General features: G+C 35.9%; 14 protein-coding genes. 12 read left to right on the forward strand and 2 right to left on the reverse strand.

Going from position 1 to position 16,477, the window contains the following annotated elements:
• The first annotated feature begins 21 nt into the window (after positions 1-21).
• From ACJJVT_RS11230 to ACJJVT_RS11285, 12 genes are all read left to right on the forward strand, one after another.
• On the forward strand, positions 22-1,137 hold the full coding sequence (locus ACJJVT_RS11230; RefSeq protein WP_405398720.1) for a Zn-dependent alcohol dehydrogenase: 1,116 nt from the start codon (positions 22-24) through the stop codon (positions 1,135-1,137).
• A gap of 6 nt (positions 1,138-1,143) precedes the next feature.
• Entirely contained in the window at positions 1,144-1,941 is a 798-nt protein-coding gene (locus ACJJVT_RS11235; protein WP_405398722.1) for an alpha/beta hydrolase, read from the forward strand.
• A gap of 207 nt (positions 1,942-2,148) precedes the next feature.
• Positions 2,149-3,309 carry a galactokinase gene (gene galK / locus ACJJVT_RS11240; protein WP_405398723.1) on the forward strand — a complete coding sequence of 387 codons (1,161 nt, stop codon included), beginning with the start codon at positions 2,149-2,151 and terminating at the stop codon, positions 3,307-3,309.
• Between the two features lie 84 nt (positions 3,310-3,393).
• The gene (locus ACJJVT_RS11245) at positions 3,394-4,620 is read left to right on the forward strand and encodes a glycoside hydrolase family 117 protein (RefSeq protein WP_405398724.1); all 1,227 of its coding nucleotides are present in this window, start codon (positions 3,394-3,396) and stop codon (positions 4,618-4,620) included.
• Between the two features lie 107 nt (positions 4,621-4,727).
• Positions 4,728-5,519 (forward strand): IclR family transcriptional regulator, encoded by a 792-nt coding sequence (locus ACJJVT_RS11250; protein ID WP_405398725.1) that lies wholly within the window; start codon positions 4,728-4,730, stop codon positions 5,517-5,519.
• A 196-nt stretch (positions 5,520-5,715) separates the two neighbouring features.
• Positions 5,716-6,732: a zinc-binding dehydrogenase gene (locus ACJJVT_RS11255; RefSeq protein WP_405398727.1), complete on the forward strand. Its 1,017-nt coding sequence runs from the start codon at positions 5,716-5,718 to the stop codon at positions 6,730-6,732.
• Between the two features lie 18 nt (positions 6,733-6,750).
• The gene (locus ACJJVT_RS11260) at positions 6,751-7,515 is read left to right on the forward strand and encodes an SDR family NAD(P)-dependent oxidoreductase (protein ID WP_405398964.1); all 765 of its coding nucleotides are present in this window, start codon (positions 6,751-6,753) and stop codon (positions 7,513-7,515) included.
• 39 nt (positions 7,516-7,554) lie between these two features.
• The gene (locus ACJJVT_RS11265) at positions 7,555-8,943 is read left to right on the forward strand and encodes a sulfatase (RefSeq protein WP_405398728.1); all 1,389 of its coding nucleotides are present in this window, start codon (positions 7,555-7,557) and stop codon (positions 8,941-8,943) included.
• Positions 8,944-8,954: 11 nt separating this feature from the next.
• Complete coding sequence (aldA, locus tag ACJJVT_RS11270; RefSeq protein ID WP_405398729.1) at positions 8,955-10,409, forward strand: aldehyde dehydrogenase; 1,455 nt, start codon at positions 8,955-8,957, stop codon at positions 10,407-10,409.
• Between the two features lie 42 nt (positions 10,410-10,451).
• Positions 10,452-11,543, forward strand: coding sequence for a mandelate racemase/muconate lactonizing enzyme family protein (locus ACJJVT_RS11275; protein WP_405398730.1), 1,092 nt, complete (start codon positions 10,452-10,454; stop codon positions 11,541-11,543).
• 9 nt (positions 11,544-11,552) lie between these two features.
• A complete protein-coding gene (locus ACJJVT_RS11280) occupies positions 11,553-12,596 on the forward strand; it encodes an aldose epimerase family protein (protein WP_405398731.1) in 1,044 nt (347 codons plus the stop codon).
• 32 nt (positions 12,597-12,628) lie between these two features.
• Entirely contained in the window at positions 12,629-13,642 is a 1,014-nt protein-coding gene (locus tag ACJJVT_RS11285) for an L-rhamnose/proton symporter RhaT (protein WP_405398732.1), read from the forward strand.
• Positions 13,643-13,706: 64 nt separating this feature from the next.
• On the opposite strand, the gene ACJJVT_RS11290 is transcribed toward ACJJVT_RS11285, so the two are convergent.
• A complete protein-coding gene (locus ACJJVT_RS11290; protein ID WP_405398734.1) occupies positions 13,707-14,675 on the reverse strand; it encodes a family 16 glycosylhydrolase in 969 nt (322 codons plus the stop codon).
• Between the two features lie 235 nt (positions 14,676-14,910).
• Positions 14,911-16,473: a hypothetical protein gene (locus tag ACJJVT_RS11295; protein WP_405398735.1), complete on the reverse strand. Its 1,563-nt coding sequence runs from the start codon at positions 16,471-16,473 to the stop codon at positions 14,911-14,913.
• Between the last annotated feature and the right edge of the window lie 4 nt (positions 16,474-16,477).

A 16,477-nucleotide genomic window follows, 5' to 3' on the forward strand; every position in this document is an offset into this window, starting at 1 on the left:
ATCAGTACTAAAAAGAAAAACATGTCAATACAGTCAAAATGCGCAATAGCAACAGGTGATGGTAAATTTATCATAGATACAGTTACTATAGCAGAACCTAAAGCAGATGAAATAATTGTTAAAATAAAAGCTGCCGGACTTTGCCATACCGATCACGACTCTCTAACATGGGGCAAACCAATTGTTATAGGTCATGAAGGCGCAGGTATTATAGAACAAATTGGCAGCGCTATTACAGATTTTAAGGTCGGCGATAAGGTGATTTTAAATTGGGCTACTCCTTGTATGAAATGTTTTCAGTGTCAAGAAGGCAATCAGCATATTTGTGAAAACAATTCGCCTGTAACCGCTGGCGGAAATGGCTTTACTCCTGGTCACGCTCATTTAGAAGGCACAAAATGGAATGATAAACCTATTGAGCGTTCTTTTAATATTGGTACTATTTCAGAATATGCTTTGGTGAAAGAATCTGCATGCGTCAAATTTGATGGTAATCTACCTATGCCCTCTGCAAGCATTATTAGTTGCGGAGTTATGACGGGTTATGGTTCTGCTGTGAATACGGCAAAAGTAACCGCAGGAAGTTCTGCCGTAATTATCGGAACAGGTGGCGTTGGCTTAAATGTTATACAGGGTGCTAGAATTTCTGGAGCATCAAAAATTATAGCTATTGACATTAACGAAGAGCGTCTTGAAATGGCAAAACAGTTTGGGGCAACCCATACTATTCTAGCAGATAAAAATGATGAAGGTTTACTACAGGCATCAGAAAAAGTAAAAACACTAACCGAAGGTAGAGGTGCTGATTATGCTTTTGAGTGTACAGCCGTGCCGGCATTAGGTGCAGCACCCTTAGCAATGATTAGAAATGCAGGTACAGCTGTACAAGTTAGTGGTATTGAAGAAACCATTTCTATAGATATGAACTTATTTGAATGGGATAAAATTTACATTAATCCGCTTTACGGTAAATGTCGCCCACAGATAGATTTTCCAAAATTAGTAAGCTTGTATGATAAAGGAGATTTGATGCTAGATGAAATGATTACTAGAACATACCCTATTGAAAATCTAAAACAAGCTTTTGATGATATGCTGGCAGGTAAAAATGCTAAAGGTGTAATCGTTTTCGAATAAACAAATATGTCAAAATTTAGAACAACAGAAATATCAGATCCTGAATTTGAAAGTAATCATCTTAGATTTATTACTGTAAAGACTCCTAATCTTAAAGGTCGTGGAGATATTTGTGTATTTGTCCCCCCAGGTAAAAATCTAAAAGACTTACCTATAGTTACGCTTTTGCACGGTGTGTACGGTAGTGCTTGGATTTGGGCACACAAAGCAGGTGTACACTTTACCGTTTTACGTATGATGGCCGAAGGGCTTATACAACCAATGGTTATTGCAATGCCTTCTGACGGATTATGGGGAGATGGTTCTGCATATCTACCACATAATAATATTGATTTTGAAAAATGGATTATTGAAGATGTAATCGATGCAGTTATTGAAAATATTAACGCTACAAGTTCATCATCAAACTTATTCATTTCTGGACTATCGATGGGAGGTTACGGTGCTATGCGCCTGGCTGCTAAATATCCTGAAAAATACAAAGGATTTTCAGGGCATTCTTCTATAACGAACATTAACCAGATGCATTTATTCGTAGAAGAGGATGAGCGAAATTATAATCAGACCAAAGAGCTCAACGAAGATGTTTTCAAGTTGATGGAACAAAATAAAAAACAACTACCTCCATTTCGTTTTGATTGTGGTAAAGATGATTTACTAATTGAATACAATAGAGCTCTGCACACAAAACTGGACAACTCAGATATTAATCATACCTACCAAGAATTTGAAGGTAAACACGAATGGACATATTGGCAAAAACATATTGAGCGGACCTTGATTTTCTTTAACGGAATAAAGTAAGCTCGTTTATTACCGATTTAGAATTTATTCTACCATAAATGTCTATTGTTCAGTTTTTGTCAAGTAAGATTTACTTGAGAACATGTACAGTATCTGTACATTGTTAGACCGTAAAATAAACAGTCGATTATTGGTCATGTAATATTTGAAACGGCTAAAAAAAATAGTGCAATCAAATTTGAAAAAGAAAAACTACAGTTCCCGAATATGAAAGAAATAGAATTTAATTCGAAAAAATGGGATTTAATTATCGACTCTCCGGGTAGAATAAATATTATCGGTGAGCATACCGACTACAATAACGGCTTTGTACTTCCCACAGCCATTGATAAAAAAAATCAACTCAAATTCAACAAAAATAAAAGTGCCACGACCTGTAATATTCATAGTTGCAATTTTAACGCAAGTCTAACTTTTGAACTTGATAGTATTAGTACGAGCGATAACCAGTGGGAAAACTATGTTTTGGGAGTTATATATGAATTACAGCAACTGACCGATAAGCTAAAAGGGTTCGATTGTATTTTAGATAGCGACATACCTGTAGGATCAGGTATTAGCTCTTCGGCCGCTTTAGAATGCGGAATTGCATACGGACTGAACGAACTCTTCGAATTAGGACTCTCGAAACAAGAAATTGTAGCATTATCTCAACGTGCAGAACATAATTATGTGGGTACAAAATGCGGAATCATGGATCAATTTAGCTCTGTAATGAGTAAAGCAGGGCATGTAATCTTGTTAGATTGTAAATCTCTTGATCATGAGTACGTTCCCATAGCAATTGCTCCATATAAAATTCTTTTATTGAATACCAATGTTTCGCATAATTTAGCTTCTGGCGAGTACAATGTTCGTCGAAGTCAATGCGAAGAAGGGGTTGCAATTATTCATGAAAAATATAATGAGGTAAGTTCTTTACGCGATGTTTCGATGACCATGTTGGCTGAATTTAAAAATGAACTTTCTGAAGATGTTTTTAATCGCTGTACTTATATCATTGAAGAAAAAGAACGTGTGTTGAAATCGGTAGAAGCCTTAAAAGAATCATCTCTACACCAATCAGGAAAATACATGTTTGAGACCCACCATGGTTTACAACACCTTTATGATGTAAGCTGTCCTGAACTCGACTATTTGGTAGATTTCTCTAAATGCTTTGACGAAGTTATTGGATCAAGAATGATGGGTGGTGGTTTTGGTGGTTGCACCATAAATCTAATACATGAAGATGCGGTAGCGCATTTCATTGAAGAAGCCACCAACGCATATTATAATAAATTCAATATTAAACTGACCGCTTTCGAAGCAATGCCTAGTGAAGGTACTTGTATCAAAACCAACAATTTATATTGCAATCTAGCTTGATTATTCAATTAAAAGGAAATTTAGCTCAATATGATATATTTTCAACGCACTTAACTTAATTTACAAACCAAACAACAAATAAAAATGAAAAAAAATAATATTAGATTATTATCTCTAGCGTGTTTGTTCATCTTTACCGCATGTTCAGAAACTAAAAAATCTGAAAAAGAAACAGAGAAGGTGGAAGAAAAAATAGCTGTTACCGACGAGCTGATAGATGAATTAGGTATTACCAACCGAGACTCATTAAGTGCCGCATCTAAAAGAGCATTACAATGGCCACAAGATTTAGGAAACGAATGGTTTATTCAATTCTCTAATCTTAAACCTTTAAAAGGTGACCTCGCATACGAAGAAGGTGTTGTACGTAGAGACCCTAGTGCCGTTATTAAAGAAAATGGAAAATACTACGTTTGGTACAGTAAAAGTATTGGTCCATCGCAAGGTTTTGGAGGTGACGTTGCAAATGAAAAAGTTTTTCCATGGGATCGCTGCGATATTTGGTATGCAACATCTGAAGATGGAGAAACTTGGAAAGAAGAAGGGTTAGCAGTAGCACGAGGAGAAAAGGGAACTTATGATGACCGCTCAGTGTTTACGGTAGAAATTATGAAATTTGAGGACAAATATTATTTATGCTACCAAACGGTAAAATCACCTTATAATGTACGCGTAAAAAATCAAGTAGGGTTGGCGTGGTCAGATTCACCTAACGGACCATGGACCAAAAGCGAAGAACCTATTCTAAGTCCGGCAGATAATGGCATTTGGAAAGGAGAAGAACAAAACAGATTTCTAGTCGAGAAAAAAGGAGACTTTGATAGTCATAAAGTACATGACCCATGCATTATTCCTTACAAGGGCAAATTCTACTTGTATTATAAAGGAGAGCAAATGGGTGAAAAAATTACCTTTGGTGGTAGACAAATTCGTCATGGGGTTGCCATTGCAGATAACCCATTGGGCCCATATGTAAAATCACCGTACAACCCAATTAGTAACAGCGGACACGAGATTTGTGTATGGCCTTATAATGATGGTATTGCTGCCTTAATTACTACTGATGGTCCTGAAAAAAACACAATTCAATGGGCTTCAGATGGTATTAATTTTGAAATAATGTCTGTAATTCCGGGGGTTTCTGCGCACGCAATTGGTTTAGATAGATCAGCTGACAATGAAAAAGAACCCACTGAAATTTTACGTTGGGGGCTTTCACACATTTATAATAATAGCGATTATCAAAGTATAATGAGCTTTACATCTGAAAGAAAAACTACCCATGCCGCAAAAGGAGTAAAAACAAAATAAGATAAACTGTTTTTTATTAAAAGAGGAACATTTAAAAATGTTCCTCTTTTTTTATGCCTGTAATGATTAGTTAAATAATAGTAATTTTACCGAACAATGTTTTTTCAATGAACAAGACCAAGCCCAATTTAAAATCAGATTATAATGTTCCAAATCTTGAAAGAGGTTTATTAGTCATTGAGTTACTAGCTACAAAAAAAAGCGGCCTCACTTTAGCTGAAATTACCGAAACGCTATCCTTAACTAAAACTTCCGCTTTCAGGGTAGTAAGCACATTAATTTTCAAGAACTATTTACAAAAAAACGAAACTACCAAAAAGATAACATTGTCTAGAAAAATGCTTTCATTAGGTATTTCTTCTATGACCGAACAAAGCATTGTTGAAATGTCTATTGATGTAATGCGCGCCTTAAGAGATGAGTTAAAAGAATCTGTTATGTTGGGTATTTTATTAGGAGACAAAGGCACTATTTTAGAGCAAGTATCTTCATCTTATCCTGTAAAACTATTTGTAGAGCAAGGCACCCAATTCAGTTTACATAGCTCTGTGGGCGGTAAATGTATTTTATCATATTTACCAAAAGAGGAATCTGATGAAATTTTAAAAAAAATTACACTTACCAAATTCACAAAAAATACCATTACTTCTAAAAAAGATTTTAGAAACACACTACAAGAAGTGAAGAAAAATGGATTTGCCATTGATAACGGTGAAGATATACAAGGTATTCATTGTATCGGCGCACCAATTTTCAATGAATCAGGGTATCCTGTAGCAGCCCTTTGGATCACTGCACCGCACGGTAGACTGCCACATGATGAATTTGATGCCAAAGGAAAAATCATAGCTCAATATGCGCTTGACATTTCAATAAAATTAGGATATATCTCGCATTAGATTCTTAAGAAATCACTTCTACTTCTCAGATACCATAAGCTCTTTTTAAGGGCTTTTTTTATATCTAAATATCTCCTTTTCTAATATTTAACAATTAAACTTTAGTATATGATAATTTATTAGTTGCTGGTTATATAAATAATTGTATATTTATTTCAAATATGAAACTAGTTTACTATTTGAAACAAATTAAGTAATGAAAGCAACTATTTACGAAGGCAATAAAACATTCACTGTCATAGACAAGGAAATTGAGCAACCCGCCCAAGGTGAAGTTAGAATTAAAGTAGCATATTCTGGTGTTTGTGGTACCGATGTTCACATCTACCATGGCATGATGGATAAACGTGTAGCAATGCCACAAACTATTGGGCATGAAATGTCTGGTACTATTGATGCCGTTGGCGAAGGTGTTGAAGGGTATGTTGTGGGAGAGAAAGTAGTAGTACGCCCATTAGATGACAGAAAAGTAAAAGCTTCTGACAAAGGTTTTAATCACATATGTGAAGAATTAAAGTTTATAGGAATTGACAGTCCGGGGTCCATGCAACAGTATTGGAATGTACCGTCTTTCGTACTCCATAAACTAAAAGCAGAAACAGATTTAAAACTGGCCGCTTTAATAGAACCCTTATCAGTAGCAACCCATGATGTTCGTAGAAGTGGGTTGGTAAAAGGTGAAACTGCGGTTGTTTTAGGTGGTGGACCAATTGGATTATTAGTTGCCATGGTAGCTAAAGAAGTAGGTGCTCAAGTAATAATATCAGAAGTTAACCCTAAACGAATTGCAAAGGCAAAAGAATTAGGTTTTGACGCAGTTAACCCTATCGAATTAGACTTAGTTGAATATGTAAAAAGCAAAACCGAGAATCGCCGTGCAGATGTAGTTTTTGAAGTAGCTGGCGTACAGCCCGCACTAGATATAATGTGCGAAGTAGCAGGTATTAGAGGTAGAATTTTAATGGTGGCCATTCATGGTGAGAAAAAACCAGTTGATTTATTCAAATTTTTCTGGAAAGAATTGAGCTTAATAGGTGCTCGAGTTTATGAAAAAGAAGATTACGAAAAAGCCATTGAACTGATTACTCGTAACGAATTACCATTTTCACAAATGATAACAGATGTTCAACCTTTAACGAATATTCAACAAGTATTTGAAAACATAGATAATAACCCCGACGGACTAAAAGTCTTGATGGATTGTCAATTATAAATAAAATAAACAATGAGCATATTAGACAGTTTCAACCTAAATGGAAAAGTAGCACTAGTTACAGGTTGTAAAAGAGGTATTGGTAAAGGAATGGCTTTGGCATTAGCAGAAGCCGGTGCCGACATTATAGGTGTATCTGCAACTTTAGAAGCATCAGGTAGTGCAGTTGAAAAAGAAGTTTCCGCATTAGGTAAAAAATTTACGGCTTACCAATGTGATTTTTCAGATAGAAAAGCACTTTATAAATTTATCAAAGACGTAAAAGCCAACCACCCTACAATAGATATTTTGGTAAACAATGCGGGTACAATTTTAAGAACACCGGCAGCAGAGCACCCAGATGAAATGTGGGATAAAGTAATAGAAGTCAATCAAAACGCACAATTTATCTTGACACGTGAAATTGGGAAAGATATGATTGCTCGTGGTTCTGGAAAAATAGTATTTACTGCATCACTGTTAACATACCAAGGTGGCATCACTGTACCAGGTTATGCGGCTAGTAAAGGCGCTATCGGTCAAATGATTATGGCATTTGCAAACGAATGGGCAGGTAAAGGCGTGAATGTTAATGGTATTGCACCAGGTTATATATCCACAGACAATACAGAGGCATTGCGTAATGACCCCGAAAGAGCTAAATCTATTTTATCGCGTATACCAGCTGGTAGATGGGGTGAGCCAAAAGATTTTGCAGGACCAATTGTATTCTTATGCTCAAAAGCATCAGACTATATGCATGGATCAATTACCCTTGTTGACGGCGGATGGATGGGTAGATAATAATAATTCAAAAAAAGGTATACAATGCATCATCGGTACATGAAAATAATATTAATTCTGTTAGGCTTTTTTAAGGTGAGTTTTTTAATTGCTCAACAGCAACCAAATATTGTTTTTATTTTATCCGATGATGCAGGCTATGCCGATTTTGGGTTTCAAGGAAGTAAGGAATTTAAAACCCCAGAGTTAGATAAGCTTGCGAATAAAAGTATAAAATTTACGCAAGCCTATGTAAGTGCTGCAGTATGCGGACCATCAAGAGCAGGGATGTTAACCGGAAAATACCAGCAAAAGTTTGGTTTTGAAGAAAATAATGTACCTGGGTACATGAGTATATCTTGTTTGGCGGATGATGAAATGGGTTTGCCATTAGATCAAAAAACAATAGCTGATCATTTAAAAAAACAAGGATACAAAACTGCACTTTTTGGAAAATGGCACCAAGGCAATGCCGACCGCTTTCACCCAACTAAACGTGGATTTGATGAATTTTATGGTTTTAGAGGCGGTGCCCGTAGTTATTTGCCTTTTGATAAAAACAATCTACTCACTAGAAACGAGGACAAATTAGAACAAGGCTTTGGTAATTTCTCAGAACACAAAGGCTATCTCACAGATGAACTAGCCAACGAAGCAATTTCTTTTATTGACAGAAATAAAGAAAATCCGTTTTTCATCTACTTGTCTTTCAATGCAGTACATACTCCAATGGAGGCTACTGCAGAAGATTTAAAACAATTCCCAAATTTAACAGGGAAAAGAAAAACATTGGCTGCCATGACTTTAGCTATGGACAGAGCTATCGGAAAAGTATTAAAAGAACTTAAAAAAAGAGGAATAATAGATAATACTTTAATTGTTTTTACCAATGATAACGGTGGACCATCAGACGCTAATGAATCTGACAATAGTCCGTTAAGCGGTACAAAAGCAAATCATTTAGAAGGTGGTATTAGAGTACCCTTTCTAATGTCTTGGGCTAACCAATTTAATGATAACAAGACCTACAGTTACCCAATTAGCACCTTAGACTTATTCCCAACTTTTTTATCGGCGGCAGGCGGAAATAGTTCTGAAATTGAAGGATTAGACGGCGTAAACCTTCTACCCTATTTAAAAGGTGAAAAAACAGAAGCACCTCATGAGTTTCTATACTGGAAAAAAGAAAACAGAGCCGCCATTAGAAATCAAGATTGGAAACTAATACGTTTTTCTGATCGCCCGGCCGAATTATACAATATTAAGGAAGATGAATCTGAAACCAATGATTTAGCTGCAGAACATCCTGAAAAAGTAAAAGATCTCTACAAGAAATTATTCAAATGGGAACTTACATTAGAAAGACCTCTTTGGCAATTAAGACGAGAATTTGAAGGTAAAGCAGCCGATAGAATGGATGCTTATAGAAAAACGAATACGAAACAATAATACAATATACTATGTCATCAATTAAGGAATACAAGCTTTTTATAAACGGAGAATGGAGAACATCAACATCAGGCGAAACAATTGATATTATTAGTCCTTCTAATGGAGAAGTTGTAGCACGTGTACAAAACGGTACTGCTGAAGAAGCCATAGAAACTCTTGAGTTTGCCGATAAAGCGCAAAAAGAATGGAAAAAACTACCTGCTAGAACAAGAGCAGATCTATTGTATAAGTTGGCAGATGAGATTGATGCCAATACAGAATATTTAGCTGAATTATTGACCAAAGAACAAGGTAAACTTTTAAAGGTTGCTCGTTTTGAGGTTGCTGTTACTGCATCATTCATTAGATATGCTTGCGAAGGTGCACGAAGAATAGAGGGTGATATTATTCCATCAGACAATCCGAACGAACAGATATGGATTCAAAAAGTTCCTCGTGGCGTCGTCGTTGCCATTACAGCATGGAATTTCCCGTTAGCATTAGCGGGTCGTAAATTAGGACCGGCTCTAGTTGCAGGTAATTCTATTGTAATTAAGCCTACTTCTGAAACACCTTTGGCAACTTTAGAACTTGGTAACTTAGCAAACAAAGTAGGTATTCCTGAAGGGGTAATCAATATTTTAACTGGTCCGGGTAGAGCAATGGGTAATGCACTAGTTGAAAGTCCTATTTGCAAAATGGTGACTATGACAGGTTCTACGCCTGTTGGTCAGCAAATAGCAAGAAATGCAGCTCAAAACCTAACACATGTTCAATTAGAACTAGGTGGTAAAGCCCCATTTATTGTATTTGAAGATGCAGATATTGATGCTGCCGTAGATGCCGCTTTACATTCTCGTTTTGATAATTGTGGGCAAGTGTGTACCTGTAACGAAAGAATGTATTTACACGAAGGTATTTATGATACGTTTATGGAAAAATTCATTGCTAAAACCAAGGCAATAAAAGTTGGGGATCCTATGCTAGAAGATACGGATATGGGCCCTAAAGTAAATGCATCAGAATTAAAGCATATGGAGCATTTAGTAGCCGTCAGTATTGAAGAAGGAGCAACTGTTGCTACCGGAGGAAAAAGACCTACAGGTGCCGAATTTGAAAAAGGGTTTTGGTTTGAACCTACTGTTTTAACCAATGTAACGCAAGATATGACGATTGTTCATGAAGAATCTTTTGGTCCAATTTTACCGGTTTTAAAATTCAAAACTTTTGAAGAAGTTATTGGCTATGCAAATGACTGTGAATACGGTTTGGCTGCAATGGTTTTTACCAATGACATGAACACTATCATGAAATGTAATGATGAATTGGAATACGGCGAAATATATGTAAACCGTGGTCATGGTGAACAACACCAAGGTTTCCATAATGGTTACAAATTATCTGGTTCTGGTGGTGAAGATGGCAAGTATGGTTTTGAACAATACATGGAAAAGAAAACCTTTTATATTAGACATAAAGCATAAGTAGTAATAAGTGTAATTAATAGCACCTTTTATTTAATTAAGATGAGTACAAAAATTAAGAGTGTAATCGCCAAACTTTTTAAAGTTCCTTTACCTGAAGTAATGAACGATGCAAAACATGGAGATCACACACATTTCGAATTAGTAACCACTACCATAACTTTAGAAGACGGTAGTGAAGGTACCGGGTATACATATACAGGTGGAAAAGGAGGTTTTTCAATAAAAGCCATGATTGATTATGATTTTGCCAACGTTCTCGTGGGTAAAGACGGTACAGATATAGATGGTATTTACGATTTTATGGAGTGGCATATACATTATGTAGGTCGTGGTGGTATAGCATCATTTGCGATTTCGACCATCGATATTGCCCTATGGGATATAAAATGTAAAAAAGCCGGTCAACCTTTATGGAAAATGGCAGGTGGTGAGGGCAATACCTGTAAAGCATATTGTGGCGGTATAGATTTACAGTTCCCTATAGAAAAGCTTTTAAACAATATGAAAACCTATTTAGATAACGGATTCAATGCCGTGAAAATCAAAATAGGAAGAGAAAATTTAGAAGAAGATTTAGAACGTATTAAAGCTGTCAGGGAATTTATTGGTCCAGATGTAACCTTTATGGTAGATGCCAATTATTCTATGTCCATAGAAAAAGCAATTAAAGCAATTGAAGGATTTAAAAAATATGACATCACTTGGTTTGAAGAACCCATAATACCAGATGATTATAAAGGCTTTGCTGAAATAGTAGAAAAAACAGGATTCCCTTTAGCTATGGGAGAAAATTTACATACCATTCATGAATTTGAATATGCTTTTGACCAAGCTAAACTATCCTTTATACAACCAGATGCATCTAACTGTGGTGGTGTAACCGGTTGGCTTAAAGCTGCCCGTTTAGCAGACAAGCACTGTATACCTGCTTGCTCTCACGGTATGCAAGAATTACATGTTAGTTTAGTTTCTGCCCAACCTAATTCCGGATGGTTAGAAGTACACAGTTTCCCCATTGATCAGTATACTACAAGACCTTTAGTTGTTGAAAATTGCAGAGCTGTAGCTTCTAATGAGCCAGGAACAGGAGTAGTATTCGATTGGAAGAAATTAGCCCCTTATCAACAATAAAAAAAACGTATGAAACCTATAAAAAGTGATTTCGGAAATTTAGCAGGAGAAAAAGTAGATTTATATACCTTGAAAAACGACAACGGTATGGTGGTAAAAATTACTAACTACGGTGCTACTATTACATCGATACAGATTCCTGATTCCAATGGAAAATTGAAAGAAATTGCTTGTGGTTTTGATACGATAGAAGGTTATTTTTCTGATGACTATAAAGCAAATTCACCTTATTTTGGTTCAACAGTGGGCAGGTATTGTTCTCAAATTAAAGATGCTAAATTCAGCCTAAATGGCAAAACATATGATTTGGCAAGTAATTGTGGACCAAATAATTTACATGGTGGCGTTGTTGGTTTTGACAAAAGAATATGGGATACCACTTTTGAAGACAATGATCAGTCAACCGTTAAAATGTCTTTATTAAGTAAAGATATGGAAGAGGGATTTCCTGGTAATGTACAGGTTAATGTGTCTTTTACTTTGACAGATGATAATGAGTTAAAAATGGACTATAATGCAACGACCGATGCAGATACTCCCCTATCCATTACAAACCATACCTATTTTAATTTAGAGGGATTTTCTGAAACTATAGAAAACCATAACGCTCAAGTACATACCAATAAACGTTTGGAGCTTGATGATACTGGAGCTGCTACTGGAAAAATCGTCAATGTTGAAAATCAGGCTGACGATTTAAGAGTTTCAAAACGAATTGGAGATGTTCATGAAGCCATAAATGACGGGTTTGAACATTTTTATGTTTTCGATAATGAAAAAGCAGATTTAAACCAAGTTGCCTCTATCTCAAGTGAAAAAGAACAAATACGTTTAGATGTCTTTTCTACAGAACCGTGTATGCTGTTGTATACTGGTAAATACACCTCAGATGATTTAAAAAGGGAAAATGGAATTCAATACGGAAAATACAAAGGGTTTTGCTGTGAAACACATAGATACCCTAATGGTCCAAACATTGAAGGTTCACCCAAATCGATTACAAAAGCAGGTGAAAATTTTAAAAGCGAGACCGTGTTTAAATTTTCATTTTAACAACAACTAATCAACTCACAAAACAACCAATTATGACAGAAGGAGTTTTACTGGCTATTTTTGCCGGACTAATGTTGGGGCTTTATGCTCTACCCGAAAAATTTACGAAAGATTTTAAGTACGAAAATACTTGGAGTTTGTTCTTTTTATTAACCATGTTCGTTGTACCCATTATAGCATCGGTCACCTTAATCAATGGCTTTGCAGATATTTTCGGCAATATGCCAACAGATATTTGGATTAAAATGGGGCTTACCAGTTTTCTTTGGGGCGTTGGGGTTATGATGTGGAGTAAGGCGATAAACCATATTGGTCTATCATTAGGTTTTTCACTTTTTATAGGTACTATAATTTTAGTGGGATCGGTATTACCATTTATTGAAGATGGTTTACCACCTACAAACAAATTAACAACCATTCTATTAGGCTTATTCGTTGTATTAATAGGAATTTTTGCGAACGGTAAAGCTGGTTTTATTCGTGAAAAAGTTGAAAAGGCTAATGATGAGAACAGTGAACAAAAAGGCTCGATGGCCACAGGTATTTTAATCGCTGTTATTGGCGGTTTACTTGCAACCGGCTTTAGTTATGCGAATGCAGCTGGTAGACCTTATTTACACGAAGCTAGCCAAGCTGCCGGTAATGCAGAGTGGATTACCGCCGTTGCCGTAATGTTTCCAATTTTTATTAGTGGCGGCATAGTAATGACCGCTTATTTTCTTTGGCAGTTAAGTACTAAAAAGGCATGGGGAGATTTTAAAACTCCTGCATTCGGCAAAAACTTTGTATTAATATTAGTCATGGCTTTTTTCCATTATGCTGCGTCTGCCCTATTTGCTTTTGCGGCATACAAATTGGGTGCATCGGGCAATACGGTAGGGTATGCTATATTTAATACAGCTTGTGTGGTAACAGCTATTATAAGTGGCATTATCACTAAAGAATGGGTCAATGCCTCACCAAAAGCCAGAAAGTTCTTATACATGGGTTTAAGCTGTATGGTAATAGGTATTATTATAGTCGCATATAGCAATAGTCTTACTTAGGCTACTTAAAAGCATAGTTCAAAAAACAGAAGCCAGATCTTATGACCTGGCTTCTGTTTTTTATTTATTCAGGTTTATACACCCGTATCCAATCCACATGCATAATTGTGTTTTCTTCATTTGTGACAGTTGGGTCATTTAAAAAATCTATGCCCTGAGTTGTTCTCCACGACTGGGCGGCAGCACTAATAATTAGGTGCATTGGTTTTGTTAAACCATTACCGTTAGTATAGTTTTCAGGGTCTATATCGCTGACAGGCGTTGTGCGAACTAAAACACCATCTACATAATACGACAAACTAAAAGGATCTTCCCAAAGAACGCCATAATTATGATATTCATCTGACCATATTGTTCCATTGCCGTCAGCATACCAAGTTTCTTGACCTGTTGGTTGATAATCTTGAAAAGGTTCACGAATAAAAACATGATGACTCAAATGTAATCGCCTTGAAAAATAGTCGTTACTTTTTGCTCCGAATGCCTCTAAATTATCAATCTCTTCCGTAGAATCATCACTTAGCATCCATACGGCAGATGATAGCACAGATTCACTGAGCTTTACTCTAACCTCCATATACATAGGATATGTTATTTTTGCTTTTGAAGTAATGCAACCAGTCAATATTTTACCATCAACAATATTAGCTTTAAAAACAAGCTCACCAGCATCTATAGAAGATTGTTCAGGGGTATATCTAGTTATTCCTGGTCCAGTCCATCCGTTAAAAAAACTATCATTCCAATTGTTCGAAAATTCAGTTGAAGATTTCCCGCTTTCGTAATTAAACTCACTAGAAACTGTAGGTTGAATAGTCCATAACGTACCTTCTGTCTTCGGACCAGGCAAAAAGGAAACTTCATTCTCAGTTGCATTATTTTCTTCTACCGCAACTTCTTCTTCGCCAACGATTTCTTCATCTTTTATTTCCTTAGAATCGGGCTCATCTATTGTAGGCTCATCGTTTTGACTAGAACAACTACCAAGAAACAAACTTTCAATCAACACGATTAAAACAAGGGTTTTCTTCATATTTTTTTAAATTTCTAAATAATTATTTTTATTGATAAGATTATAGAACATACTATCTAAAAAAGGTTTTATACTAGACAAAGTCGTATTAGTATTTTGTAACATATTTGACATACAACATTTACTATTTAATGCATATTAAAAGAGGGAAAACAGTGCTATGCTTCCCCCCTTTTCTAACAAATGAACTAACTCAACAATTTTTACTTATTTATTTTTCTTTCATGAAGCATGTTTATGGCTTATTTACAACCTCAGTAATTGTAATATCATCAATAGTAAATAGTAGCTCTGCACCATTATTTTGATTATTACCTCTAATTAAAATTTCACTGGTTGTATCACTTAAGAAGTTAAATTCATCAGAACTAATGTAAACCCATTTATCAAGTGGTGTTGATGCATTAAATTCTGTAATAAATACTTCTTTAAAAGGAGGTACCACATAAAATCTAAGATCTGCTGTACCTGAAACCGGAGTAGTAATATAAACCCAAGCTCCTAACTTATAATTTTTACCTGCCTCGAAAGTAAACTTGGCATTATCGATAGCCTCTGGTTTATAAGCGTAAATCATTCCGCCATTTGCTTCCATTGTAGCCTGAGTAGCCATTGTACCAGTTTTAGCTCTTGCGTCGGTCACGGCTGCCGTGAATTGGCCCCAAACGCCACCCCAACCAACATCTTTCCAATCAGGACCGCCATTCTCCATACTATAATCGTAGCTGGTTCCAATTAAAAGGTTTTGCTCTATCAGTACCGCTTGTTGATCAGTGAATGAATCGGCTATAACACCATCTAAGGTTGACAAACTTCCTTTTGTGTAAGAAAGACTAATCATATCATCAGAATAAAACTGAGGTATGTCTAATTTTAACTCTACAAAATTTGCTGTATCAGGATATACCGTAATCGAAGTGATTGCTGGATTAGATATTCCGCCATTATCTATAGATACCACAAAATCTGAAGGCACACCTGTAGTTTCATCCATATCTCTACTAAAATTCAAGAAAATACTAGTCCCTACTGCCTCAATTCCATCTAACTGCACTGGCTCAGTAGAAGGTATTACAGTAATCAAATTTGATAGCGTTATTATTTCTTCTCCAACGGGTCTCGCCAATGAAGATATTAGCTCTAAACCAAAAGAACCCGTTTTTTTATAACGTACATCGTAAATTCTCTTATCTTCAGATAGGCTAAGTCCAGTACCGCCTTCTGCAGTCCACACAAAACTATCAGGACTACCTTGAGTTGACTCATCTACTATAAAACGAACCGCCTTACCTGCAGTAACTTCATTATTTGCTCCATTTGTAAGACTTAATTCATCTCCTTGTGATCCATCTTCGTCTAGTCTATATGCTTTAAGAACAGTTTTTATTTCAGGTAGTACTGTAACAATAATGGTAGTATCTATTTCTTTACCAATTACATTTCCTGATAGGTCGTAAGCATCGCCCTTAAAAACCTGAGATAAAACTACATCGTGCTCGCCTTCAGCATTAAAAATTGCCTTAACATTTTGCTCTGTTGATGTTTCGTCATTATCAGACCCAACAATATCTGCTACACCAGTTGGTAATGTCCATAATCGGGACTGTACTCCAGAAGATAAATCTCCTAAAGTAATGCTATTACCAATTCTAATCGTATTGGTAAAATTCATTTGAGATGTAGCGATAATTCTACTATTAGCTTCATTTAATTCTATATCATCGTAAATATCTTCACAAGAATACAGACCCAATATAACCGCTACAAACGCTATTAATATTTTAAATTTTGTTTTCATATCT

Source organism: Maribacter sp. Asnod2-G09 (assembly GCF_045063795.1).
GTDB lineage: Bacteria > Bacteroidota > Bacteroidia > Flavobacteriales > Flavobacteriaceae > Maribacter.